Origin of the sequence: Streptomyces panacea, assembly GCF_040560175.1 — a bacterium.
GTDB lineage: Bacteria > Actinomycetota > Actinomycetes > Streptomycetales > Streptomycetaceae > Streptomyces > Streptomyces panacea.
Map to the genome: position 1 here is coordinate 1 of NZ_JARJHW010000074.1, position 24,982 is coordinate 24,982.

The following is a 24,982-nucleotide window of genomic DNA, read 5'->3' on the forward strand; positions in this document are numbered from 1 at the left end:
TCGGAGATGTGTATAAGAGACAGGCGGTACGGGGTCGGGATACGGATGGGTCATGCCAGTCCTCCAAAAGTACGGACTCGTGCGTTCCCAATGTCTCCCGATGCGCGTGCCCACGCGCGCCGGGTCCACTCATGATCGGCCCGGCGCACCGCCCGGGCGGCTCCCGCCGGCGCCCGGCGCACCGCCCCCGCGGCCTCACCAGCGCGCGGAATCCGCCTTGAGCTGGGCCTCGGCGGCGCGCACCGTCTCCTCGGCCGCCACCGGCGCCACGGCCACCTCGTCCGGGTGCCGCTGCGCCCACCTGGCCGCGTACGGGCACAGCGGTACGACGGGCACGCCCTCGCGGGCCGCCGTCTCGTAGAACTCCTTCACCAGCGTGCCCGCGATGCCCTTGCCCTCGTGGCCCCGCTCGACCACCGTGTGCACGGCCACAAGGGCGGCGGGGGCGCCCGCCAGCACGAAGTAGCCGACGACGCCGACCAGCTCGTCGCCCTCGTACGCCTCCAGCCGGCCCTGCGCGCGGTTGTCGCGGATGTCGATCTCTGCCATGACGGGTTCGTCTCCCTGGTCGTCGGAGAAAACGCTCTCCGGGTGCTCTCCGTACAAGCGAGAGGCCCGCCGGAATCATCCGGCGGGCCTCCTCGTGGGGCAAGTGGACCCGACCCCGGGTCCGTCCTCAGGTGATCGTCAAGGTGTCCTTGGCGGTGGCCGTCGAACTGGTGCCGACGATGATGTCGACCGTGCCCTCCTCCACCACGAACCGGCCCGCCGGATCGTTGGTCCAGAAGCCGAAGTCCTCCGCGCCGAGGCTGAAGCGCACTGTGGTGGACTCCCCGGCCGCGAGACCCACCCGGCGGAATCCGCGCAGGCGCCGTACCGGCTGCACGATGCTCGCGACCGGGTCGTGCAGATACAGCTGGACGACCTCGTCGCCGTCGCGCTCGCCCGTGTTGCGTACGGTGACGGCCACCTCCACCGTGTCGCCCTCGCGCAGGGACGCGGCGGCGATCGAGTTCCGGCTGAGCGAGGGCTCGGTGAGGGTGCAGGTGGTGTAGCTCAGGCCGTGGCCGAACGGGTAGCGCGGGCCGTCCGGCACATCCAGGTACCGGGAGACGTAGCGCTGGTCCGGGTCGGCGGGGTCGTAGGGGCGGCCGGTCCGCTCGTGGTTGTAGTTGACCGGGATCTGGCCGACCGTACGGGGGAAGGACGCCGGGAGGCGGCCACCGGGGTCGACGTCGCCGAACAGCACGTCGGCGACCGCGTTCCCGGCCTCCATACCGGGGTGCCACGCCTCCAGTACGGCCGGGGCGTCGTCGGCCCAGTCGCCGAGGGCGAGCGGGCGGCCGTTCACGAGGACGACGACGTACGGCTTGCCCGTCGCCGCGACCGCTTCGATCAACTCGTCCTGGCGGCCCGGCAGTCCGATGTCGCTGCGCGAGTTCGCCTCGCCGCTGATGGCGGGGCTCTCCCCCACGACGACGACGGTGACATCGGCGGCCCGTGCCGCGGCGACCGCGTCGGGCACCGTGCCGGTGTCCTGCCCGGCGGCGTCGATGCCCGGGGCGTGGGTCACCTCGGTGTCCGGCAGGGCGGCCCGTACGGCGTCGAGCACCGTGACGGACCGGAACTTCTCCGCGCCGGGCCCCGCCCAGGTGCCCTGGAGGTCGTCGGAGTCGGCGAACGGCCCCACGACGGCGAGGGAGCGGACGCTCTTCGCGAGCGGCAGCGCGCCGCCCTCGTTCCTGAGCAGCACCATGGAGCGCGCGGCGGCCGTGCGGGCGGCCGACCTGGCCCGCGCCGTCGGGCCGGTGATCTCCGCCTTCTCGGGGACGTACGGGTCGTCGAAGAGGCCGAGGCGGAACTTGACGCGCAGGACGCGGCTCACCGCGTCGTCCAGCCGCGCGGCGTCGATCCGCCCCTCGCGCAGCAACTTCCGCCCGTGGTCGGCGACATGGGTGCTGACCATCTCCATGTCGACGCCGGCGCCCAGCGCGAGGCGCGCCGCGTCCTCACCGTCGGCGGCGAAGCCGTGCGGGATGAGTTCCTGGACTCCGGACCAGTCACTGACGACGAACCCGTCAAATCCCCAGTCCTGCTTGAGGATCCGGGTGAGGGTGTGCTCGTTGCCGTGCGCGGGGACGCCGCTGATGGTGTTGAACGCGGCCATGACGGTGGCCACTTGGGCGTCCACGGCCACCTTGAAGGGCGGTAGGTAGTGATTGCGCAGCCGCGCCTCGGACACGTCGACGGTGTTGTAGTCCCGGCCGCCCTCGGCGCCGCCGTACGCGACGTAGTGCTTGGCGCAGGCGGCGATACGGTCCTTCGCCTTCAGGTCGCCGCCCTGGTAGCCGCGCACCTTGGCCGCCGCCAGCACCGCGTTCAGATAAGGGTCTTCGCCGCCGGACTCCGCGATCCGGCCCCAGCGCGGTTCGCTGGTGACGTCCATCATCGGCGCGAACGTCCAGTGCACACCGTTGGAGCGCGCCTCGGCCGCCGAGACCGACGCGTCCAGTTCGGACACCGCCGGGTCGAAGCTGGCCGCCTGAGCGAGCGGGATCGGGAAGGTGGTCCAGAAGCCGTGGATGATGTCGAGGCCGAAGATCAGCGGGATGCCGAGCCGGGACTCCTCGACCGCGATCCGCTGGAGGGCGTTGCTCTCCCTGGCGCCGTGGATGTTGAGTACGGAGCCCAACAGGCCCGCGCGGGCGGCCTCTTCGGCCTCCCGGGTCTGGGTGCCGCCGGGGCCGGTGGCTCCCGCCCAGGCGAGCTGCTGAAGCTGGCCGAGCTTCTCGTCGTCGGTCATCCTGGCGAGCAGTTCGGCGACGGGACGGTCGTACGGATCGTTCCTGGCCGGGGAGTCGGCCGACGTGCTCTCCGGTGCGCTGTCCGTTTGGCTGGCCGGGGTGGCGGCTTGCACGACTGGGGTCCTTTCGGTGGCGGGCGCGGGACCGCCGACGGCGGCGGACGCGCGTGCCGGCGCGCCTGCCGCGACGGCGGTCGCACCGATCGTAGTGAGCAGGGTGCGCCGCCTCATGAGGTGCGTGTCTGTGCCTGTTCCGCGCACGCCGCACAGCAGGACAAAGCAGGAGCTCGGGCACGTTGATCGATAATCCGGGCGGGAAGCACGGGCTTCCGGCCACGGTAGGGACGCGGTTCGGCTGCGGTTTCCGGCTCCCCGTCGCAGCTCGTACACCGTGCGATACATTTTGCGACGCCTTTGCCACGATCATCTTCAGCAGCGGAGACGAGCTTCCCAATGAACGACATAGTCAACGGACTTGGCCGAGCGGGCGCCTACGGCGCGCTCGGTGTGGTCCTTCTGATCCTCGGTATCGTCCTCGTCGACGTGCTGACACCGGGGAAGCTCGGCAAGCAGATCTGGGAGGAGCGGAACCGCAACGCCGCACTCCTGCTCAGCTCGGCGCTCCTGGGCATCGGCGGCATCGTCTTCACGTCCATCTGGACGACGTACGACGACTTCGGCAAGGGCCTCGCGTCGACGGCCGCGTTCGGGGTGCTCGGCCTCGTGATGATGGCGGTGGCGTTCCTGGTGGTGGATCTGGTGACGCCGGGCAAGCTGGGCGCGACGCTGGTCGAGGCGGAGCCGCACCCCGCGGTGTGGGTCACGGCGTCGTGCAACATCGCCGTGGCGGCGATCGTGTCGGCGTCGATCGCCTGAGCGCCGCGCGGCGCACGGTGGCGTGTGACCGGGCTGTCCGTCCTCGGACAGCCCGGTCACGCCACTACGCGGGGACGGTGACGGACGTCAGCACGATGCCGTTCTCCGAGAGCCAGCGTCCGTCGAAGGTGTGCAGGGTACGACTCCCGGCCTTCGCCGGCCCCGCGAGGAGGTGCGCCGTGAACGTCCCTCCCACCGGGTCGGGCGCTCCCAGCGGGTCGACGCCTCCCGCCCGGTCGAAGACGAGCCGGGCCCCCTCGAACTCCAGGAAGCGTCTCATCAGCGGGAACCACGCCTTGTAGACGGACTCCTTGGCGCTGAACAGCAGCCGGTCCCACGGCACGCCCGGCGCGGACTCCAGCAGTTCCTTGACCGCGATCCGCTCGTCGGCCAGGGCCACCGCTTCCAACACCCCGGAGGGCAGCGGCAGCGCGGGCTCCGCGTCGATACCGATCGAGGCGACCTGGGCGGGGCGGGCGACGACGGCCGCGCGGTAGCCGTCGCAGTGCGTGATGCTGCCGACCACCCCCTCCGGCCACAGCGGCGCGCCACGCTCGCCGATGAGGATCGCCCCCGCCGGCGCGCCCAGCCGCGTAAGTGCCTGCCGCGCGCAGTGCCGGGCGGTGCTGAACTCGCCCCGGCGCTTGGCCACGGCGGACTTCACGATCAGCTCCTCCTCGGGAAAGATCGTGGCCTCCGGCAGGTCTCCGTACGCCTCGGCCGTCATCGCCGCGGCGGGCACGATGCGCTCGATCATCGCGTCCGCCCCGCTTCCTCACGGACCGGCACCGGCAGGATCTGTACGGGGCGGCCCGGCTCCTGCGTACGCCGTCCCCACTCCCTCGGGTAGCCCAGGGAGACCTCCTGATGAGGCACCCCGTCGCACCACATCAGCCGGGGGATGTGCAGATGCCCGTACACGACCGAGGCGGCCCGGAATCTGCGCGGCCAGTCGGCCGAGCCCTCCGTGCCGCACCACAGCGCGAACTCCGGGCGCCACAGGACGTCCGTGGGTTCACGCACAATCGGCCAGTGGTTGATCAGCACGGTGGGCAGCTCGGGCGGGATCTCGGCCAGCCGGCGCTCGGTGGCCACGAGCCGGGCGCGGCACCACGCCTCCCTGCTGGGATACGGGTCGGGGTGGAGGAGGAACTCGTCGGTGCAGACGACCCCGGCGGCCTCGGCGACCGCGAGGGCCGATTCCTTGGAGTCCGTGCCCGGGGGCCGGAAGGAGTAGTCGTAGAGGAGGAACAGCGGCGCGATGACGGCCGGTCCGCCCGCGCCCTCCCAGATGGGATAGGGATCCTCCGGCGTGACGACCCCCAGCCCCCGGCACATCTCCACGAGGTGGCGGTACTTCGCGTCACCCCTGAGCTGGATCGGGTCGTCGGGGGCGGTCCACAGCTCGTGGTTGCCGGGCACCCAGATGACCTTCGCGAACCGTTCGCTCAGGGTGCGCAGGGTCCACTCGATGTCGGAGACCAACTCGCCGATGTCACCGGCCACCAGGAGCCAGTCGTGCTCCGACTCGGGCCACAGGGAGTCCGCGATCTTCCTGTTCTCCGCGTACCGGATGTGCAGATCGCTCGTCGCGACAAGTCGTCCGGGCTTCGCCGGGGGCGGGCCGGCGGGCGGGGGTGGCGCCGCGCCGCGTATCTCATAGGTCACCGGCAATCGCTCCGAACTCGACGGGCCCGCAAGTAGCGCATCCCACAAGGATATGTACGCGTCCACGTCGATCAACCCCTACTCTCCCCTGCCCCCTTGGGGCCCCTTGGGGGGTACGCGGCGGCGCTTCCCCGGTACGGGGGTGGTTGCAGGCACCGTGACGGGAGAACGGCCTTCTCCCCGACCGGTCGCGTGAGGGTGCCGTCGAGCCGGTCGGGGAGCAGCCGGGTGGTGAGCGACGGCGGGACGGCCGGGCGAGCGGGGCGGTTTCGGTTCTCCGGCGTTGTCAGTGGTGCCCGATACGGTTCGTGGACACGACCTGGGAGGCACGGTGTCCACCAAATGGAGCCTGACGATCGACTGCGCGCACCCCGCGAAACTGGCGGAGTTCTGGGCGCTCGCCCTGGGGTATGTCGAGCCGCCCCCGCCCGTCGGTTTCGCGTCCTGGGAGGCGTGGTTCATCGACTGCGGGGTTCCTGAGGAGGAGTGGGACGACGGGGCGTATCTCTCGGATCCGGACGGCGTCGGGCCCACGTTGTCCTTCATCAAGGTCCCGGAGTCGAAGGTGGTGAAGAACCGCCTGCATCTGGACCTCCGGGTCGGCGGCGGCCGGGAGACCCCTTGGGAGACACGGTGGCCACGGGTGACCGCCGAGGTCGAGCGACTGACGGCGGCGGGCGCCACGGTGGTACGCGAGCACGACCTGAAGGGCCGGCCGGACCATGTGGAGATGGCGGACCCTGAGGGCCACGAGTTCTGCGTCGCTTGACTCCGCCGACGAATCGGGCGGGTAGCTGAGCGACAACGTCCTGTCGGTCGTACCGGCCGACCCGCACCGGCGGTGCGGCCGCTCGTCGTGCCCGGCGGCCGATCGGGACCCGGCTGCTGTCGAGCCGGCGTTCGATCAGGGCGTCACTGTCGTCGCGTCGGTCCAGACCGAGCGCGGGGCGGTCGGCGAGAAGGTGGAGGGCACTCGAAGGACCGCCGGATCGCCCTGGCGGAGGTGGAGTTCTTCGGCCGTCGGCCGTGACGGGCAGCACAAGGGAGCGGGGCCCGCCGGGGTCGCCTTGCGACCACCCCGGCGGGCCCCGGTGTCAACCAGCGGGCTGCTTCAGATCATGATGCAGCCGTTCTGTACCAAGACGGTCAAAAATTCGAGGGTGTTGACCGCCAAGATTCTGCTCACCTTTGAGGTTTCCTTCCCCGTGCCTGTTGATCTTCAGGGGAACGCTACCTCATATCGCACAGATTACCGAACCCAACGAACTGACGTGCCATCCTGTGCACTATTCGTCGCGCAGCGTAGAACTGGCATCCGATTCACCATCAACCATACGTTCGATATCGCTCAGACGGCGAAAGATTCTACGCGCATCAATACCGTCCCGATGCCGGACCAATTCGAATGCTTGACGTAATGTCATGAGCGCTTCATCGACATCTCCCGCGGCAAGTCGCACCTCCGCCAGGAGCGTCCGCGCGGCGGTTTCCTCATCGACGTCATGGGTGCGGTTGGCGACCGCCACCGCGGCCCGGAGACGGTCCGTCGCGGCGGCCGATCGACCATCGGCGAACTCCGCCCGCCCGAGGCAGCGCAGGGCCTGGACCTCGTGGTGGGCCGCCCCTATGGCCTGCGCGATCTTCAGGGCTTCGAGGTGGTGCCGGACGGATGCCGCGGCGTCCCCCAGCCCCCAGTACGCCTCGCCGATCCCGACCAGAGCTTCGGCCTGACTCTTCCTGTCACCGAGCGAACGAAATTCCGAAAGCGTCTCACCGAACAGGACAAGAGCCGCGGCGGGCTCTCCCGCCCCCGTCAGGACTTCGGCCAAGTTCCTGCGTACCGTCGCGCGGTCGTACCGGCTTCCGGCGGATTCCAGAAGGGAAAGGGATTCCTCGAACGACCGACGGGCCGATGCCAATTCTCCGGCCTGCATCTGCACTTCGCCCATATTGTTGAGCGTCTTGGCGGATGCGGTCTCGTCACCCGCTTCTCTGAAATCCGCGAGAGCATCGCGGAAATGCACGAGCGCCCGACCACGTTCCCCGAGCAGTAACAGCGTGACCGCTATATTGTTTCGGCTTCGCGCCTTGTCCCAGACGTCACCCGAGAGCGATGTGATGGCGAGGGATTTCTGAAGCAGTACGAGCGCGGTGCGATTCTCGCCGAGATGCCAGTTCAGCGTGCCAAGAACGCGTAGCGCCTCGGCCTCCGCAGGTTCGTCCCCCAGCGCCCGCGCGAGCTCCAGCGCACGCTCGCCCGCCCCGGCGGCCTCCGTGTAACTCGCGACGCTCGCGTCCGCCGCGCACAGGTCGATCAAGGCGCGGCAGAGCGCCGGTTCGTCGCCCGCCGCTTCCCAGTGGGCGACGGCATGCCGCAGGAGCTTCTTGGCGTCATGCCAGTAGCAGTCCGACTGGAGGAACCCGGCCTGGGCGTAAGCGAGTTGGGCCGCCCGTTCGGGCGCGCCGCCGCGCCGGGCGTGACCCTCGACCGCCAGGAGGTTTCCACGTTCCGCGGCCAGCCAGGACCGCGCGGTGGCGGCGTCCGGCAGGGACGGCAGGGACGGCAGGGACGGCAGGGACGGCGGTGGCGTCGACACGGGTGGAGCCGGTGGCTCCACCCGTATACGCCGGGGATAGGCGATTCGGTCCGCGAGGTCGGTCGTCGTGACGTAGAAATCCGTCAGGCGGGCGAGCGCCTGACGGCGTTCGTGCTCACCGTCCTCCGAATTGGACAGACCATGGGCATATTCGCGCAGCAGATCGTGGTAGCGATAGCGGTCCGGTACGGGCTCCCTGAGCAGGTGACATGCCAGCAGGCCCTCAAGTAATCGCTCCGTCGTATCCGGTGGCAGGCCAAGCAGGGCGGCCGCCGCGTCGGCGGTGAAATCCGGTCCGGGATGCAGCCCGAGGCGGCGGAAGGCGGCCCGTTGCTGCGCGGTGAGGGTCCGGTAGGAGAGAGCGAACGCCCGCGTCATCTCCTGTTCCTGATCCGCGGTGCGAATCTCCGCCAGCCGCCCCGGACTTCGGGCGAGGCGCTCGGCGAGGACGCCCAGCGTCCAGGACGTACGGGCCCGAAATCGATGCGCCACCAGCTCGATCGCGAGGGGCAGGTACCCGCACAAGCTCACGATGCGCGCGGTCTCCGCTGTGTCGCGGGTGCGTTCCTCGCCCGCGAAGCCGCGGAAGAGCGTAATGGCGTCCTCCTTCGAGAGGACATCGAGCGGGACCGACAACGCCTGTGGGATACCGGTCAGATGCCGGCGGCTGGCAATGATCGTGAGGGACGGTGAGCCGCTCGGAAGCAGCGGGCCGAGCTGTTCGGCTCCGGCCGCGTCGTCCAGGACGATGACCACTCGGCGCTCGGCGAGCATGGTCCGCCACAGGGCCGTACGCCCCTCCAGCTCCGCGGGAATGGAGAAGGCAGGCGCGCCGAGCAGCCTCAGCAGGGTCGCCAGCGCCGCCCTGGCGGTGAGCGGTTCCTGGGCGGGTGAATGCCCGCGCAGGTTGATGTAGAGCTGGCCGTCGGGGTACCTCTCCGCGAGGAGGTGGGCGGTGGCGACGACCAGGGCCGTCTTGCCGACGCCCGCCATGCCGCTCACGGCCTCTACGGTGACGACGGCTCCGCCGTGCGCCCCCTCGTCGGCGATCATCGAGCTCAGGGCCTGTAACTCCGACCGGCGCCCCACGAGCGTCGGCTGCTGCGGCAGATTCCGGGGTGGAGACACATCGGACGGGAGCACGTCGGACGGGAGCGCCTCCGGCTGGGGCGGCTGAGGAACCCCGGCAACCACAGCGAGTGAGCCCGCCGTTCGCTCCCCACCACCACCCCCGTGCGCCAGCTCACGTGCCGGTACGCGGGCCAGCACACCCTGGTGGATGGTGTTCAACTCGACGCCGGGGAGCGCCCCGTACTCCGCCATGAGCGCCTGCCGGGCCCGCTGGTGGACCCGAAGCGCGTCCGCGTACCGTCCGCTGCCGTAGTACGCGAGCATCAGCTGGCCCAGCAGGGTCTCGTCCCCGGGGTGCCCGTCGACCAGCGCGGACAGTTCGCCGACCTGTTCGGCGAAGCGCCCCAGCCGCAGTCCTGCGGCGATGCGTGACGCACTGGCGCTGAGCCGCGTCTCCGCCAGCGTCGTCCGTACGGTCGCGGCCCAGAACCCGGGCAGACCCGCCAGCGCCTCGCCCTGCCACAGCTCCTCGGCGCGGGAGAGCAGTTCCACCGCCCGCGCGTCACCGTCGCTGGTGAACGCCGTGTCGACGAAGTGCTGGAAGCGCTGCCGGTCCACGGAATCACGCGCGGTCCGCAGGGTGTACGTGTGCGCCCGACCGACGATGGCGGGTGCGCCCGGCCCCGTACCGGCGGCACGCAACTGTCGGCGGATGCGCGAGACATAGGTGTGCGCGTTCTCGCGGGCGCGCGCGGGCGGGTCGCCGTCCCAGAGTCGTTCCATCAGCTCGCTGATCGCGACGGGACGCCCCACATCAAGTGCGAGCGCGGCCAGCAACACCCGCTCTTTGTCCGATCCGAGCGTCAGCCAGCGCCCGTTCAGCCGAAGCCCCACCGGTCCGAGAATCTGGAATTCCACCAGCGCCCCCGCTGGTTCGTCGGATGGCCCACGAGCATGTCATCACGCGGTGAATGCCGCCATACACCGTTGCCATAGTTGGCGCGATCCGTTCTTATTCCTGATGGTCATTCCAAGCCGCGCCGGGGTAGGACCCGAAACAGTCCGTGTAAATAACAATCGATCTGCGGGGGCGGATGGATGAGTGCTTCGAGTACGGCTTCGCAAGGTTCGCAAGGGCCTCACGGGAATGAGATCAGTGGCGAGGCGAGACTGTACGGCCCCACTGTCCAGGCCCGTGAGGTGCACGGCGGCATTCATCTCCACCCCGCGCCGACCACACCCGCGCGGGCGGCGCCACCGCGCCAACTGCTGCCCGTGCCCGCTCATTTCACCAACCGGGAGGGGGATGTCGCGTCGCTGAACGGACTGCGCGACACCGGACTGCCACTGATCGTCGTCAGTGGTCCGGCCGGAATCGGCAAGACGACCCTGGTGTCCAAATGGCTTCGTTCGCTCAGTACCGAATTCCCCGACGGCCAGCTGTACGCGGACCTGCGGGGGCACTCGGCGGGCGGGCCGCTGGCACCGGCGGAAATCCTCGGCCAGTTCCTCCGGGCACTGGGCGCCGGTCCGCCGTCCACCGACGCGGTCGAACTGGCCGCGCTGTGGCGGTCCTTCACCGCCGACCTGCGGATCGCGGTCATGCTGGACAACTCCTTCACGGCCGCTCAGATCCGGCCGCTGCTGCTCGGCGGGCCCGGCGGACTCGTCGTCGTCACCAGCCGCCGCAGACTGACCGGCCTGCGCATGGAGGGAGCGGGTTTCCACCAGCTCGACGCCCTCGGTCCGGCCGCCGGGGTCGAACTGCTCAGCCGGGGCATCGGAGCCGACCGCGTCGCGGATGAACTCCCGGCGGTCCGCCGTCTGGTGGCCCTCTGCGCGGGCCTTCCGCTCGCGGTCTGTCTGGCGTCCGCCCGGCTCGCGACACGACCGAGACAGTCGGTGGGGGCGCTTGCCGACGCCCTCGCCCGGAACGCGGGCGGCGGCCGGCTGGCCGCGCTCGAAGTCGAAGGGGAGACGTCGGTGCACAAGGCCCTGGACGAGTCGTACGCGGTCCTGAGCGAGGAAGGCGCCCGCCTGTACAGGACGCTCGGTCTGCTCCCGGTGCGCACCTTCGACGCGATGACCGCCGCGGCATCCTGCGGCGAGTCGCCGGACTGGGCGGAGCGCCGGCTGGACGAGCTGGTCGAGGCGAATCTCGTGGAGGACGTCGGCCCGGACAGCTGCCGCTTCCATGATCTCGTACGGATCCACGCGCACGACCGGGCGCGGGAGGACGACACGAGCGCCGCCCGCGAGGAGGCGCTGCGCCGCTTCTGCGACTGGTGCCTGCACACGGCGACGGCGGCTCAGGAGCGCCTGACCCCGGTGCAGTTCACCCTTCCCAGGATCTATGTGCACCAGCCGGATCTTCCGCTGCCGTTCGCCGACGACGTGGCGGCGCTCGGCTGGCTCGACTCCCATCGGACGCAACTGCTGGGTGCCGTACGTCTCGCGGCGAACAGCGGCTGGCACGACACGAGTTGGATGCTCGTGGACGCCATGTGGCCGCTCTTCCTGCGATTACGCCACTACGCCGCGTGGATCGAGGCGCACGAGATCGGCCTGGAGTCCGCCCGGCTGGCCGGGAACAAGGCGGCCGAGCGCCAGATGCTCAACTCCGGTGCCATCGGCCTGGGCGCCGCCCGCCGCACGGAGGAGGCCGCCGCCTGGTACCGGGCCTCCCTCCAGGCGGCGCGCGACGCGGGCGACGTACGGGACGAGGGTCAGGCGCTGCTCGGCCTCGGCGCGTGCCATCGCGAGGCGGGGCGGCCTGCCGACGCCGTCACCCACCTGAACCGCGCGATCGCCGTGTGGGAGGGCTGCGGATACCCACGAGGCGCGGCTCTCGCCCGGACCACTCTCGGCGAGATCGCGCTCGCGGCGGGCGCGCCGGAGGAGGCGGTCGACTGCTTCACCCGGGCCCATGCCGCGATGGTCGCGGTGAACGACCCGCACGACGCCGCGCGGGCCCTCGCCTTCCTCGGGCGCGCCGGTGTCCGGGCGGGCGCGTACGCGCGGGGCGTGGCGAGGATGAACGAGGCGTTGGCGGTCTTCACCGGATCAGGGGCCGCCTTCTGGCAGGCCCGCACCCTGGAAATGCTGGGCGAGAGTGCAGCGGAGCATGATGACGCGACGGCCGCGGCGGATTTCCGTACACGGGCCCTCGCCCTGTTCGAGGCCACCAGCCCCGCCGACGCGCGTCGGCTCGGCGGGGGCGGGTGATCCGGTGCGGTGGGGCCGGGCCGTCGACGACGGCCCGGCCCCGGCCCCGGTGCGGTTGCGCCGGTGCCGCTCAGCCGGACAGTGCGTCGCGCGCGTACGGCCACTCCCGCAGGGAGCGTCCTGCCACCAGCCAGGCGTGCAGGCACGACGGCAGCAACGACCTCGCTCCGGACGCCGGATCCGGCCCGCCGGGTACGAGGACCACGGCCCGGTCGGAGCCGCCGGCCACGGCCCAGCCGCTCGTGCGTCCGGCACCGGCCAGGGGTATCGCGGCGATTCCGCGAGCCGGGTGGGCGGACGTGAGGTCCGTCAGCCGGCGCAGCGCGTCGGCGACCGGGCGGGCCCGGCTTCCCTGGAGGACATCCGCGCAGTCCAGCAGGCGGCCGTCCCGGCAGGCGTCCACGTCCACGACGAAGTGCTCGTCGATGACGGACGCACCGTGGACACGGCTCGCCGGGCTCAGCCGTACGCCGAACGACGTGTCGGCGCACCGCGCGCGCAGCACATCGGGAAAGGGGCTCGCCTCGACCACGACGAAGCGCTTCACGCCGACACCTCCCCGCGCTCCGGCGCCCACGCGGGCAGCGGCGGCGGCGCCGGCAGCGGGACGGTCACCGGCTCGTGCGCGGGCTGGCCCATGCCCAACAGCCCGTACATCAGCTTGCGCATGTTCCGGTTGAACCGTCCCGGCTCCGAGGTGATGCGCGACGCTATCGCGGCGTACTCCTCGGGCCGGTACTCCCTTGCCGCGTAGTCGAGTTGGTCCACCAGCGGGTGGGTGGGCGACAGTGTCGGCGCGTGCGCCGCGAGGGCCGCGGCGGGCGACGACGGATTGATCTCCCGCTCCGGCGAGGTGGCCAGCAGCAGCGGCGCCCCGGTGAGCGTCCCGTAGAGAGTGACCGAGCCGTGATCACCGATGATCCAGTCCGCCGCGATCAGGACGCTGCGCCAGTCGGCCTCCGGCGGCACGACCCCGATTCCCAGTTGGCCGCACCGTGCCAGCCAGGACCTGACTTGATAGGCGCCGTGCCCGGCCCAGACATTGGGGTGGACGAGCAGGGCCGTACGGTAGCGCGTCGCCGGCAATTCGCCGATCAGCCGAGGCAGCAGCGCGTCGAACCGGCCGAAGGACGACTGCGCACCCCAGGTGGAGACCGCGGCCACCAGTTTCTGTCCTTCGGCGAGTCCGAGCGCTCGGCGGTAAGCGGCGCGCAGCGGCAGGCTGGCGGTGATCCGGTCGTGCACGGGATCGCCGGTCACCTGCGCCAGCGGCAGCAACTCCGGGCATTCGCGCGCCAGTTCACGCAGCTCGGCGTGGTGCGGCACGACGACGGCGGCCGGCGCCCGCCCACCGGGCATCAGATCCTGCCTGCGCAGCCCGGCCACGCCCGCGTTCGCTCCCCCGACCACCCGCTTCAGGTAGTTGGCTCCGTGCGGCAGCGTGATCAGCGGCGCGTCGATGTACTGCAAGCCACGCGGCCCCACTGCCAGGGCGAGATCGAAGGTCATGCGCGTCGCCTGCTCCCACGGCAGCACGACGCTCCCCAGCCTCGCGAGGAAGGCGGGCACGTCGTCACCGAAGGCGTGCGGCGGGGCGGTGAAGACCACCTGGAGCCGGAAGTCGGCTTCCAGCAGCGACAGGACGTCGAGCAGTCGCTTGCCGTACGTCACGGTGTGGACCACCGCGAGGATCTTCTTGCGCCCCACCAGGGTCAGCCACTCCCGTGACTCGCCCATGTTGGCTTCGATCGGGCCTGTTCGGCCGGTGCCCGTTCCGCTGATGCCCGTTTCGACGGTGCTCGTTTCGAACCTGTTGGCTTCGGTCGTACTCGATCCGGTCCTGCTCAACGCCGACATGGCGTCCCCCTGTTGACTTCTCTTCCGAGTGCCACGAACTTCCTTCTGCCGACGGGATGCCCGGCAGGGGGGACGGAAGGCTCGACGGACCCTTGCGAGAACCTTGCACGGATCTGCCGTCGCGCCGACCGGACGCCGCCGCGAGGAAGACCCGTCGTGGCGGGGCCGGTTGAGGAGTGCGCGCTACTTCATGGAGCCGGTCCGGTCGGCCTGCTTCTCCACGCTCGCCTGACAGGATCGCGTCCCATGAGTTCTGTCCCGTGGAGCACTCACGCTGTCGAGCTGGGATCCGACGGCGTGACCAAGACGTTCCGAGGCGAGCGCCGCCTGAGTCGCGAGCGGTGTGAGCGGGAGTGGCGGGCCCTGACGCTGCTCGCGACGTACGCACCGGGACTGGCGCCCGTCCCCCGCAGCGCGGACATCGCGGCCGCCGAGCCGGTCGTGGTGATGTCCCGGCATGCGGATCCTCGACTTCGAGGACTCCGGCCTGAGCGACCGCGCCTTCGAACTGGCGGAGATCACCGAGCATGTGGTCAGTTGGGTCGACCGGCCCCTCGATGTCGAGTCGTTCCTGGCCGAGTTCGACCTGACCGCTACGGAACGCGCTCGCCTCCGGGACTGCCGCAGGCTCCTCGCGCTCGTGTGGTTGTTCCTCCTGGCCTTCGACGACCCCGAGCACCCTCGCAATCCGCCAGGGACGGCCGAACGACAAACCGTCCGGTTGGACGGGCTGCTCATGTGCGGCCGGGGCCGATGACACCACGTCAACTCACCTGGGCACTGTCATCGGCCGGACTCGGCTGCCACCAACCGCAGTTCAGGCACCGCGTGCCTGAACCTGAGGGCCGTCGCCCCGTTCGCTAGCTTTTCTGGGCGCTGTCGTACACCTTCTTGGCCGTGGCCCCCAGCAGCTCGCCGTACATCTTGGTCGGGATCAGGGAGTCCAGCGAGGCGTTGACCGAGACCAGGGTGCCCTTGCCGGTGGTGGCGTTGAAGTCGGCCAGCCACGGGCCGCCGCTGGCGCCGCCGGTCAGGTCGCACGGGATGACCTGCGTGCCGTGCTCCTTCTTCGACTTGCCGACGCAGCGCAGGAGTTCCTCGCCGAGCTGCGGGCGGGTGGCGGAGTAGCCGAGGGCGGAGACGGTGACGCCGGCGGGGCGGTTGAAGGCGATGGGCTGGCCGCCCACGACATCGGTGAGCTTGCGGGCCTTCTTGTCGGCATCGACGACCAGCGCGGCCATGTCGTTGGTGGAGTCGTTCACCCAGGCGGTCGGGGTCGCGGCCGAGCGGACGGCGAAGACGCCGTACGGCTTCTTGCCCTTGTTGTAGCCGGGGACGAACACCATCGTGGTGTTGGTGTTGCCGGGAGACGAACCCATCCGCACGCAGTGGGCCGCGGTCATCACCGCGGAGCGGTCGGTGCTCTTCACGGCGGTGGCCGTGCACCACGTGTCGGCACCCCGCGCGTTGACGAAGAACAGCCGCCCCACGGTCTTCAGCGCGACGCCCTTGTACGGCTTGGCCTTCGGTCCGGTCGTGCCGAGGTCCACGGACTTCCCCACGGCCTTGATACGGGCGGGCGTCCAGTAGGCGAGGGCGTCCTTGCGTTCCTTGGCGGTGTACTTCAGGACCGAGACCGGGCCGGCCGCGGCGGCACGGGCCTCGCCGGTCACGGCCGTCGCCGGGATCGGGGCGGCGAGGGCCAGCGCCGTACCGGCCGCGGCGAGGGCCATGGGCCGGCCACGAAAGCGCCGGATCAGGGAAGTTGATGTCTCGGACATGGCAGGTGTCTCCTCGGCCGGTGCTGGCAACGGACGGGGGCTGGCCGTCCGACCGGCAAGACGGCGGAACCCCGCTGTTCGGTTGGCGCTGTCGATGATCTGTGACACAAGTGAGCGATGGGACCGGCATGTCCGACCATGCGCGGCCCCTTCGGTCCCACCCGAAAACGCGTGGGCGACGACACTACGACCGACGGCGACGCCGTACCGTCCCGAGGGCGCGTTCCCCCGGACATCCTCAAAGCATGAAACGGCACGCGCAACCGGTGAGCGGGGCCCGTCCCGGAACATGCCGACCGGCCTGGCGGTAACATCTTTCGACAGGTACCTTGTGTTGCATGGTACTTGGTGGAGCACACTCCGGAGTGAGCCAACTCCGGCGTGGGGTCCTGCAGTTCTGCGTTCTGGCACTTCTTCGCGACCAGGAGAAGTACGCCTTCGAGCTGGTACGGGAGTTGTGCGACGCCCATGGGCTTGCGACCAGCGAAGGCACCATCTATCCGCTGCTGTCACGGCTCCGGAAGGAGGGGTGGGTGAGTACCGTCTGGAAAGAGTCCGAAACCGGGCCCCCACGTCGCTACTACACGCTGACGGCCACGGGGCGATCGGCGTTGACGGACTTCGCGGGAGAGTGGGACACCTTCAAAACCACTGTCGACAACCTTCTGGACAGCGAGAGGAAGCAACAGTGACCTCAACAGGAGATCGGCTTGTCGAGGAGTATCTGGGTCGACTCGACAACGCTTCCGTATTCCTCAGCCACGAACGCCGCGCGGAGCTCAGACAGGAAATCGTCGAGCACATAGACGCCGGTCTGGAGGAAGCAGACGCCGTACACGCCGACGCGGTCCGCGCCGTACTGAAGCGGCTGGGCCCGCCGGCGGACATCGTGGCCTCGGAGCTGGGCCCGAGGTCCACCGGCTCGACCGGTTCCACGCCCGTCGTCGCGCTGGGTTCCGCTCCCGTACGCGAGGCCGGCCACGACGGCGGTGGACGTTCGCCGGTGGAAGGCGCGGGTGGTGGCGGTTCCGCGCCTGTTCCCCCCGCGCGACCGCGGAAAGTCTCACACATTCTGATCGGGTCGGTGGCGACGGCGGTTGTTCTCGGTGTGCTGGTTCTCGGGACGACGGTCTCGTCCAGCGACGTGGATCAGCAGCAGCGGGGCCCGTCGATCACACCCTCGGAAAGTGACGTACCTGGGAGTGAGGTATCGGACGAACCCCCCGAGGTCAGTCCCGACACCTCGCTCACGCCCTCCTTCACGCCCTCGTTCACGCCCTCGGAGCAGTTGTCGCAGCAGCCGTCGCAAGACGCCGGCGAATCGTCCTCATGACGCCCGCGGTCAGCCCGCGCGCTGCTCGATGAGCGCGGCCAGGCCGTCCAGGACGCGCTGCAGGCCGAACTCCCACGCCTGATCCCGGCCGTCGGACTCGACCGCCGATGCGAGGGCCGCCGCGAGTGCGGGAGACGACTCACCGTGTGACCGCGTCAAGTCGCCCAGGATGGCGCCCAGTTGCGCCTCCGGGTTGCCCTCGGGGCCGCCTGCTGGGTGAGCCTGCTGGGTGACGCCACGTACGTGACCGACCAACAGGACGGCCGCGTCCATCCGTTCGGCACCGTTCCAGGACGGGGCCCCTGGACGCGCGGTCCGACCGGCGGGGCGGGTCTGTCTCGTCGGTGACGCCGCCTATGTGCTGGCCGGCGAACTCGCCCGAGCCCGACCTTCGCGCGGTACGCAAGCAGGCTCCGCAAGTACGCCAAGGGCTGCCAGGCGGGCGGCGACCGTACGGGCAAGTTCCCTCGCCCCCGGCACCGCCACCGGCATACGCCTGCGCAACACCCCTGCTGTCCCGTCCCCCGCTCCTGATCGCACCCATCGGTCGTCCGTAGGTCAGGGTTTGCGGGCCACCGCGCCGTACATCGCGATGTCGCTGTCGAGGACGCCCCGTTGTTCGGCGTCCGGCCGCCACTTGTGGACCTGGGTGACGCCGGGCTCGACCAGTTCCAGGCCGTCGAAGAAAGAGAGGGCCGTGGAGTGTTCACGCAGCACCATCGGCATGTTCTGCCGGTTGTACTCCTCCGCCACCCGGCCGACCTCCTCCGGTGCGAAGTCGCCGGTGCCGATCGTCATCGCCACATAGCTGCCCGACGGGAGCGGCTCCAGCAGGCGCCGTACGAGTTCGCGGTCGCCCGGCGGCGGGATGAAGTGCATGATGCCGATGACCATCAGCCCGACCGGCGCGTCCAGATCCAACAGCTCCTGGAACTGGGGGCTTCGCGTGATCGAGTCCGGGTCCTGCATATCGGCGTCGACATAGGCCGTCGCGCCTTCGGAGGTGCTGTTCAGCAGGGCGCGGGCGTGGGCGAGGACGATCGGGTCGTTGTCGACGTAGACCACATGGGACTCGGGCGCGATCTCCTGGACGACCTCGTGCAGGTTGGGTGACGTGGGCAGCCCGGTGCCGATGTCGAGGAACTGCCGGATGCCCTTCTCTTGTCCGAGATAGCGGCCCGCGCGGTGCATGAAGCGGCGGTTCTCCCGCATGTGCACGGGCAGCGCGGGCCAGTGACGGCACATCGCGTCGCCTGCCTCGATGTCGACCAGGTAGTGGTCCTTGCCACCCAGAATGTAGTCGTACACGCGCGCCGAATGCGCCTTCGTGGTGTCGATCCGATCCTTCGGGTTCCGCATAGCCGCGCTCCACACCTTCGTCACTGCCAGATCTTGCAGCAACGTTACTGCCCAGATGATCACCTGGTGGCTACGGCCGCGTCGCCGACCGGTCCCATGAAGCCATTCATATGACCGGATGTCAGATGGCACGGTGCGCATCGCCGGGACCAGCGCCTTCCTTGATTCCCCGAGTAGTTGTCCACAGCCGGTGTTCGGGGCCGGTGAGCCTCACCGGCCCCGAACGGGGCCCCTTCACGCCGCGCCCACGGTCCGGGCGGGCGGGCGCGAGCAGCACGATCGGGCAGGGCTCAGCGCGTGGCCTGTCGGGGGATACGCGCGTCGGCCCACCGTGAGAGGTCCGGTTCGGCGAGCGAGGAGACCCACAGGTCGACCATCGCCGTGGTCCGCTCCCCGGGCCAGGGGCCCACGCCGAGCACCCGCATTCCGGCGCGCGACGCGGCCTCGACACCGCAGAGGGAGTCCTCCACGGCGAGCGTGTCGGCCGGGGCCGCCCCGCAGTGGCGTGCGGCGGTCAGGTAGACGTCGGGCTGCGGCTTGGGCCGGATTCCGGCGTCGGGGACCACGATGTGGTCGAAGTAGCCGCGCAGATCCGCCGTGTCCAGGCAGGACTCGACGACTTCGAGCGGGCAGTTGCTCGCCACGGCCAGCGGGGCGAACGTGGCCGCGGACATGACCAGTTCACGGGCTCCGGGCATGGTCACGGGATTCTCGGCGACCAGGTCGCGGAAGATCCGGAGCAGGCTGCCGGTCATGTCCGCAACGAGGTCGGGCCGTCCGGACTCCTCGGCCATGAGCCGGCCGCATTCGGTGTAGTGCAGGCCCTTGGCCCGGTCCGCGAAGCCCGGGGCCGCGGTGAGGCCGTACTCGCCGAGCGCGTGTTCTCTCGCGTCCTGCCAGTGCTTTTCGGTGTCCATGAGGGTGCCGTCGCAGTCGAAGACGATGGCCGAGGGGGTCCAGGAGAGGACGCGTTCAGAGGTCATGCGATGTGGTTTCCGTTCCGGAATGCCCGAGGAGCGGGGGAGCGCCGAGCACTGTGCCGCCACGCACGCTCGCCGCATCGGTCGCCCGCTCCGAGGTGGATCGGTTCCCGGTGGGTGCACGCCGGGGGGCCTTTCCCCCGGACCACCCAGGAACATAACGATCGCTACGTTATGAACCATCACGAAACGTAGTCAAGTAAGAACACATGGTGATTAAGGTGTGTTACCGGTAATCCAGGGCCCCGTAGGCGACGTACCGGCCTCCTTGCAGGACACGGAAACCGCAGGTCCGGTGGTGCGGCAGGCACAGCACGCGGGGGGCCGGCGCGAACTCGGCGAAGCTCACCGCTTTCAGCCGACCGGCGGTAGCGCGCACACACCGGCCGTCGCCCGCCAGTGCGCCTGCCTGCCGCGCCGCTTCCAGCAGGACCATGCCCGGCACATGGTCCGAAGGGTGGTCGAAGAAGAACGGGTGTCGCAGATCGGCCGGTTGCAGCCGCACGGCGCCGCCGTCGACCGCGATCATCACATCGCGCGCGTCGGCCACTCCTATCCGCCCGATCTCCGGCCGGTCACAACTGCTCGTGGCTATGGCCGGAGGCGCGGTCGCCCTGGGCCCCCGTATCGCGGCGTACCGCTCCGGGCTCACGAAGCGCGCCCCGCCACCGACCCGTGCGAACACCCGCGCGCCGACGCGGATGGAGACCTGCATCCGCAGTCCGGTGACAGTGCCGCCGGGCCCGGTACGTATATCGGTCACTGCCGCACGGCAGCTGACATCGGTGGAATTCGCGGTGGCGCGAGGTTCGGCGTCCGGATCGATCCGGAAGAACAGATCGGTTATCAGCAGCCGGAATTCGGGCGGCACGGCGTAGTGACGCAGTGGCAGGTAGATGCCGAGCTGGCGCATCGTTTCGACGACGATCAGCGGACTGTGCAGCTCCGCGCCGTCCCGCGGGAAAGTGGGGTGTGACCTCGGCCAGGACGCCGCCGCGTCGAACACGTTGCGCTGTCCACCGGGACGTACGTCGGTGAGCAGCACCTCGGCCGCCGACGTACGGTGCACCAGTTCACGAGGGACCGTACGTGACCAGCTCAGCCGGGATTCACCGGTGAATGCCGCCGCCACCGAATTCTCCATGTAATCAGAAGAACTCATGCCCGGTGAGTCCGCACTCCGTCTTTTCGATCATGACCGCGGTATGGACTAGATTTCCTTGCTGCAAGGGGACAGTGCGGCATCGGGGTGAATGTGCAGGGACGGGCAAAAGCAACGCGGCGTTCTCTTCTGGAGGCGGCTGCGCAACTGTTCGAGGAGCGGGGATACGCAGGTACGAGCATCAGCGACATCAGCGCGCTCTCCGGCCGGACCAGCGGCGCGATCTACTTCCATTACGCGGGCAAGGAGAAGCTCGCTCTCGCGGTGATGGAGGAGCTGTTCGCCACCTGGCCCACGCTGATCACACGCCACCGCGACGCGGGCATCCCGGCGCTGGAGAAGCTCGTCGCGCTGAGTTTCTCGGTCGCCCGCGCGTTCCGGGACGATGTCGTGGTGCGGGGCGGCTCACGGCTCTGGGCCGAACGCAAGTCCGTCGACGCGTCCCTGCCGTCGCCGTTCGAGGGTTGGATCGAGACGGTGGTCGGCCTGCTGGAGGAGGCCCACCGCGAGGGCACGCTCGCCCCGTCCGTGAATCCTCGAAAGGCGGGGAACACGGTGGTGTACGCCTTCTTCGGAATGCACACCGTCTCCGAAGCACTGGACGGGCGGGAGCACATCGAGGAGAGACTGCACGACCTGTGGCTCCTCCTGCTGCCCGCGCTCCAGGCACATCCCCGGTCCACCCCGCTGCTCGACCGGGTCCACCCCCAACAGGAGATGGAGACCGCCGGCCGCGGCCGGCGCACCGAGCCGGCCCCGCCGAACTACTGTTGACGTCCACGTGTTGATGTCCCCGGCAGTCGTCCGGGGGCCGGGGCCGGGATGTGCGCAACAGCCGTTCGCTTCCGACCAAGTACGCGGTTCTCGACCGCACTTCGCCCGAACGCCGCGACGCACGAGTTGCGGCGGTCGGGGGCGGAGACACGCTCCAAACGCACCGACGCGGAGGGTCATTGACGCGGTGCCTCTCCGGCCCGCGCCCTCACCGCCGTGCCCAGTGACTTCCGCACCCCCTCGATCAGTTTTCCGCTGCTGTCGAGCGCCGCTCGAAGCCCCTCCTGCGGGCTGGTGTCCGCACGCTGGTGGAGGACGACGCCCAGGATCAGGCGTTTCGAGGAGTGCGTCCGCGCCGTGGCCGCCCACATCAGGGCGCCTCCGGCCGGCGTGCTGGAGCCCGTCTTGAGGCCGATGACGCCGGCGTGACCGAGCAGGGTGTTGGTGTTGGGGATCGTGGCGCCCGTGGCGGGGTCCACGGTGCCGGGCTTGGCGACGATCTCGCGAAGCACCTCGTCGCGCATCACCTCGCGGGCCAGTTTCACCTGGTCGACGGCGGTGCTCCGGCTCGTGGACTCGTAGCCGCTGGCGTCGGTGTACGTGGTGTGGCGCATGCCGAGCTTCGCGGCGGCGCGGTTCATCTTCGCGACGAAGGCTTCCTGGCTCCCGGCGTCCCAGCGGGCAAGCAGGCGGGCGATGTTGTTGCCCGAGGGGATCAACGTCAGTTCGAGCAGGCGCCGTTCGGTGAGCCGCTGCCCCTCCTCGACCCGGACGGTCGACTCGTGGGCCGAGCCGGACTCTTCTGCCGCTTTCCTGTCGACCGTGATGACCGGACCGGAGTCCCCTGCCCGGAGCGGGTGGTCCTTGAGGATCACGTACGCCGTCATGACCTTCGTGACGCTCGCGATCGGCACCGGCTTCTGCTCACCCTTCGCCCCGAGGCTCCCGACGCCCTCGACCCACACGCTCGCCTGGCCGTCCTCCGGCCACGGGAGGGAGCGCGCCCCGGGGCTCAGGTCGTCCGCTCCGCCGTGATCCGTGAATCCCCATGTGCCGCCCGCGAGGCCAATGGCGGCCGTGGCGACCGCGGCCGTCATGAAGACGATCAGGCGCCTACGGAGTGGGTGGGCGACGCGAGGGTGCGGGGCAGGGCGCATGGGCGGGTACCTCCAGGGGCTCCGACGTGGCGGAATGCGTGTCGTTCACGCATGTGAGCCACCCTGGGAGGCGCTGGTTTCCGTGCTGTCGGAAGCGTCCGTCCGTAACCGCTCCGCTGCCCATCCGTCTTGTATCAGCCGGTCCTGGCGTGGTCCGCCGGCAGCCGGAGCGTCGCCACCGCGCCCCCGTCGTCCGCCGCGTTGGCGAACGTCAGCGTGGCACCGATGACATGCGCCTGGCCCAGCGCGATGGTGAGGCCCAGGCCCTGGCCCCGGCCGCGTTCGGCCGCGCCCGTGCGGAAGCGCCGCGGTCCGTTCGCCAGCAGCGACTCGGGGAAGCCGGGGCCGTGATCGCGTACGACGACAATCCCGTCGCCGACCGTGACCTCGACCCTCTCCGCCTCTCCCCCGTGCTCGTCCCCATGCTCGCCCCTGTGACCGCGGCCCCGCGCGCGCCCGTGCCAGTGCGCGTTCGTCACGAGATTGGCGACGATACGGTCCAGACGGCGTGGGTCCGTCTCGGCCACCGGCCTGCCCAAGACCGTCAGACGCGCCACGAGCCCCGTCCTGGCCAGGGATTCGGCGACGACTTCGCCCAGCGGCACCGGCCGGACGTCGGCCCGTTCCGCGTCCGCGTCCAGGCGTGAGATCTCCAGCAGGTCCTCGACCAGCGTCCGCAGCACCCCCACCCGGTCCCTGACCAGCTCGGTCGCCTCGCCCTCCGGGAGGAGCCCACTGGAGGTGACCAGGCCCATCAGCGGGGTGCGCAGTTCGTGGGCGACGTCGGCGGTGAAGCGCTGTTCGCTCAGCAGCCGGTCCTGGAGGCTGTCGGCCATGGCGTTGACGGTGGCCGAGATCTCGGCGATCTCGTCGCCCATCCGGCCGCCCGTCTCGGTCCTGGCGGCGAGGTCACCGGAGGCGATGCGCCGCGCGGTCCGCGCCACCCGGCGCAGCCGCCGGTTGGGGAGCTCGGCGGCGAAGGCGGACAGAGGGACGATGACGGCCAGCGCCGCCAGCGAGTACTTCCACATGTTCCGGTCCAGGGCGCGGCGGCTGAGCTGGTCGGGAGTCATGTCGAGCGAGATCGCCGCGAGACTGCCGTCGGCGAGCCGCTCCGCGGCCCACATTCGCGGGCTGTACGGCCTGCTCTCGTCGTACATGTCGGCCTGTCCGTGTTCCCGGACCTTGCGCACCAGCTCCGCCGGCATCTCTTCGGGGCTGTATACGACATTGGCGACGTCGACGATGTCGTCGCCGTCGCCGTTGCCGTTGCCGTTGCTTTCGCGGCTCGGCGCGAGGGCGTTGTCCAGGGCGGTGTACGCCTTGGCCGCGCCGTCGTTCATGGACCGCTCGTACGTGCTGCCGTGCACCAGCAGGCCGACGATGAACGCGATGGAGCAGCACGCGACGGCCACCAGCAGGGCGATCTTCCAGCGCAGGGAGCGCCAGTTGAGGAGGGTCGGAGAGGAGCCGCCCATGTCAGCGCCGCAGCTTGTAGCCGAAGCCGCGGACCGTCTCGATCCGCTCGGGCCCGATCTTTCTGCGCAGCCGCTGTACGCAGAGATCGACAACGCGGCTGTCCCCGTCCCAGCCGTAGTCCCAGACGTTGCGCAGCAGTGTCTGCCGTTCCAGCACGATTCCGGGGTAGGCAGCGAACTCCAGCAGCAGGCGTAGCTCGGTGGGCGCCAGCGCGACCGGTTCACCGGCCCGGAACACCTCCAGGCCGCCGGTGTCGATGGTCAGGTCGCCGAAGACGAGCAGGCGGCGCTGCGCGACGGTCGGCCCGTACGGCTGCCTCGGCCCGTTCGGCTCGGGTGGCGGCGCCTCACCCCCGGCCGTGTCCGGCGTGAATGTGGCCCGGCGCAGCAACGAGCGGATCCTCGCCACCAGGACGGACGTGTCCACCGGCTTGACGACGTAGTCGTCGGCGCCGGCCTCCAGCCCCGACACGACGTCCAGCGCGTCGCCCCGTGCCGACATCATCAGGATCGGGTCGGTGCTGGACTCCCGGATCCGGCGGCACAGCCCGATACCGTCCAGCCCCGGCAGCATCACGTCGAGCAGCAGCAGGTCGTGCCGCCGCTCCCGGAAAATCTCCAGGCCCGTCAGACCGTCTCCCGCCACCGCCACGTGGTAGCCGTACCGCTCCAGCGCCATCGCGACCGATCTCCGGATGACCTCGTCGTCCTCGACGAGAAGAATAGAGACGGACATTTCTTCCCACCTGTCGCGCGTGCTCGTTCAACGATGCCGTGTCGGCGCCCGGGGTCGTACGGCCGACCGGGGCCTTATGACCGTACCTCTGCCGTGTATCAGCCACGCATCATGTGCGGCGTACT

General features: G+C 70.2%; 22 protein-coding genes. 7 read left to right on the top strand and 15 right to left on the bottom strand.

Going from position 1 to position 24,982, the window contains the following annotated elements; all coding sequences use genetic code 11:
- Window positions 1–195: 195 nt before the first annotated feature.
- Together P3L51_RS18840 and bglX are read right to left on the bottom strand one after the other, a co-directional pair.
- The gene (locus tag P3L51_RS18840; RefSeq protein WP_354606416.1) at window positions 196–549 is read right to left on the bottom strand and encodes a GNAT family N-acetyltransferase; all 354 of its coding nucleotides are present in this window, start codon (window positions 547–549) and stop codon (window positions 196–198) included.
- 127 nt (window positions 550–676) lie between these two features.
- Complete coding sequence (bglX, locus tag P3L51_RS18845; RefSeq protein WP_354606417.1) at window positions 677–3,034, bottom strand: beta-glucosidase BglX; 2,358 nt, start codon at window positions 3,032–3,034, stop codon at window positions 677–679.
- Between the two features lie 222 nt (window positions 3,035–3,256).
- On the opposite strand from bglX, the gene P3L51_RS18850 reads away from it, so the two are divergent.
- Window positions 3,257–3,679 (top strand): DUF350 domain-containing protein, encoded by a 423-nt coding sequence (locus tag P3L51_RS18850; RefSeq protein WP_354606418.1) that lies wholly within the window; start codon window positions 3,257–3,259, stop codon window positions 3,677–3,679.
- Between the two features lie 64 nt (window positions 3,680–3,743).
- Here P3L51_RS18850 and P3L51_RS18855 read toward each other — a convergent pair whose 3' ends face one another.
- Both P3L51_RS18855 and P3L51_RS18860 read right to left on the bottom strand, forming a co-directional pair.
- Window positions 3,744–4,436 carry a 4'-phosphopantetheinyl transferase family protein gene (locus P3L51_RS18855; RefSeq protein ID WP_354606419.1) on the bottom strand — a complete coding sequence of 231 codons (693 nt, stop codon included), beginning with the start codon at window positions 4,434–4,436 and terminating at the stop codon, window positions 3,744–3,746.
- Entirely contained in the window at window positions 4,433–5,347 is a 915-nt protein-coding gene (locus P3L51_RS18860; protein WP_354606420.1) for a metallophosphoesterase family protein, read from the bottom strand. The genes P3L51_RS18855 and P3L51_RS18860 overlap by 4 nt, the downstream gene beginning before the upstream one ends.
- Window positions 5,348–5,678: 331 nt before the next feature.
- On the opposite strand from P3L51_RS18860, the gene P3L51_RS18865 reads away from it, so the two are divergent.
- Window positions 5,679–6,116 (top strand): VOC family protein, encoded by a 438-nt coding sequence (locus P3L51_RS18865; protein ID WP_354606421.1) that lies wholly within the window; start codon window positions 5,679–5,681, stop codon window positions 6,114–6,116.
- A gap of 517 nt (window positions 6,117–6,633) precedes the next feature.
- On the opposite strand, the gene P3L51_RS18870 is transcribed toward P3L51_RS18865, so the two are convergent.
- The gene (locus tag P3L51_RS18870; protein WP_354606422.1) at window positions 6,634–9,933 is read right to left on the bottom strand and encodes an AfsR/SARP family transcriptional regulator; all 3,300 of its coding nucleotides are present in this window, start codon (window positions 9,931–9,933) and stop codon (window positions 6,634–6,636) included.
- Window positions 9,934–10,215: 282 nt separating this feature from the next.
- Between P3L51_RS18870 and P3L51_RS18875 the strand changes: the two genes are divergently transcribed.
- The gene (locus P3L51_RS18875) at window positions 10,216–12,240 is read left to right on the top strand and encodes a tetratricopeptide repeat protein (protein WP_435594482.1); all 2,025 of its coding nucleotides are present in this window, start codon (window positions 10,216–10,218) and stop codon (window positions 12,238–12,240) included.
- Between the two features lie 70 nt (window positions 12,241–12,310).
- Here the strand turns inward: P3L51_RS18875 and P3L51_RS18880 are convergent, their stop codons facing one another.
- Both P3L51_RS18880 and P3L51_RS18885 read right to left on the bottom strand, forming a co-directional pair.
- Window positions 12,311–12,787: a hypothetical protein gene (locus tag P3L51_RS18880; RefSeq protein ID WP_354606423.1), complete on the bottom strand. Its 477-nt coding sequence runs from the start codon at window positions 12,785–12,787 to the stop codon at window positions 12,311–12,313.
- Window positions 12,784–13,947, bottom strand: a complete 1,164-nt coding sequence (locus P3L51_RS18885; protein WP_354606445.1) for a hypothetical protein — start codon at window positions 13,945–13,947, stop codon at window positions 12,784–12,786. Before P3L51_RS18885 ends, P3L51_RS18880 begins: the two co-directional genes overlap by 4 nt.
- A 607-nt stretch (window positions 13,948–14,554) precedes the next feature.
- On the opposite strand from P3L51_RS18885, the gene P3L51_RS18890 reads away from it, so the two are divergent.
- Window positions 14,555–14,854, top strand: coding sequence for a hypothetical protein (locus P3L51_RS18890; RefSeq protein WP_354606424.1), 300 nt, complete (start codon window positions 14,555–14,557; stop codon window positions 14,852–14,854).
- 103 nt (window positions 14,855–14,957) lie between these two features.
- On the opposite strand, the gene P3L51_RS18895 is transcribed toward P3L51_RS18890, so the two are convergent.
- Complete coding sequence (locus P3L51_RS18895; RefSeq protein ID WP_354606425.1) at window positions 14,958–15,878, bottom strand: trypsin-like serine peptidase; 921 nt, start codon at window positions 15,876–15,878, stop codon at window positions 14,958–14,960.
- A gap of 338 nt (window positions 15,879–16,216) precedes the next feature.
- Between P3L51_RS18895 and P3L51_RS18900 the strand changes: the two genes are divergently transcribed.
- Window positions 16,217–16,570, top strand: a complete 354-nt coding sequence (locus P3L51_RS18900) for a PadR family transcriptional regulator (RefSeq protein WP_354606426.1) — start codon at window positions 16,217–16,219, stop codon at window positions 16,568–16,570.
- A complete protein-coding gene (locus P3L51_RS36010) occupies window positions 16,567–17,211 on the top strand; it encodes an HAAS signaling domain-containing protein (RefSeq protein WP_435594483.1) in 645 nt (214 codons plus the stop codon). Before P3L51_RS18900 ends, P3L51_RS36010 begins: the two co-directional genes overlap by 4 nt.
- Before the next feature lie 9 nt (window positions 17,212–17,220).
- Here P3L51_RS36010 and P3L51_RS18910 read toward each other — a convergent pair whose 3' ends face one another.
- From P3L51_RS18910 to P3L51_RS18925, 4 genes are all read right to left on the bottom strand, one after another.
- The gene (locus P3L51_RS18910) at window positions 17,221–17,484 is read right to left on the bottom strand and encodes a TetR/AcrR family transcriptional regulator C-terminal domain-containing protein (RefSeq protein ID WP_354606428.1); all 264 of its coding nucleotides are present in this window, start codon (window positions 17,482–17,484) and stop codon (window positions 17,221–17,223) included.
- A gap of 285 nt (window positions 17,485–17,769) precedes the next feature.
- A complete protein-coding gene (locus tag P3L51_RS18915; RefSeq protein WP_354606429.1) occupies window positions 17,770–18,570 on the bottom strand; it encodes an SAM-dependent methyltransferase in 801 nt (266 codons plus the stop codon).
- Window positions 18,571–18,860: 290 nt separating this feature from the next.
- Window positions 18,861–19,553, bottom strand: coding sequence for an HAD family hydrolase (locus P3L51_RS18920; protein WP_354606430.1), 693 nt, complete (start codon window positions 19,551–19,553; stop codon window positions 18,861–18,863).
- 223 nt (window positions 19,554–19,776) lie between these two features.
- On the bottom strand, window positions 19,777–20,712 hold the full coding sequence (locus P3L51_RS18925; RefSeq protein ID WP_354606431.1) for a ScbA/BarX family gamma-butyrolactone biosynthesis protein: 936 nt from the start codon (window positions 20,710–20,712) through the stop codon (window positions 19,777–19,779).
- A gap of 93 nt (window positions 20,713–20,805) precedes the next feature.
- Here P3L51_RS18925 and P3L51_RS18930 point away from each other — a divergent pair, with 93 nt between their 5' ends.
- Entirely contained in the window at window positions 20,806–21,486 is a 681-nt protein-coding gene (locus P3L51_RS18930) for a ScbR family autoregulator-binding transcription factor (RefSeq protein WP_354606432.1), read from the top strand.
- A gap of 176 nt (window positions 21,487–21,662) precedes the next feature.
- On the opposite strand, the gene P3L51_RS18935 is transcribed toward P3L51_RS18930, so the two are convergent.
- The 3 genes from P3L51_RS18935 to cseB form a co-directional block, all read right to left on the bottom strand.
- Window positions 21,663–22,583 (bottom strand): D-alanyl-D-alanine carboxypeptidase family protein, encoded by a 921-nt coding sequence (locus P3L51_RS18935; RefSeq protein WP_354606433.1) that lies wholly within the window; start codon window positions 22,581–22,583, stop codon window positions 21,663–21,665.
- Between the two features lie 194 nt (window positions 22,584–22,777).
- Entirely contained in the window at window positions 22,778–24,121 is a 1,344-nt protein-coding gene (locus tag P3L51_RS18940; protein ID WP_354606434.1) for an ATP-binding protein, read from the bottom strand.
- Between the two features lies 1 nt (window position 24,122).
- On the bottom strand, window positions 24,123–24,857 hold the full coding sequence (cseB, locus tag P3L51_RS18945; protein ID WP_354606435.1) for a two-component system response regulator CseB: 735 nt from the start codon (window positions 24,855–24,857) through the stop codon (window positions 24,123–24,125).
- Window positions 24,858–24,982: the final 125 nt, after the last annotated feature.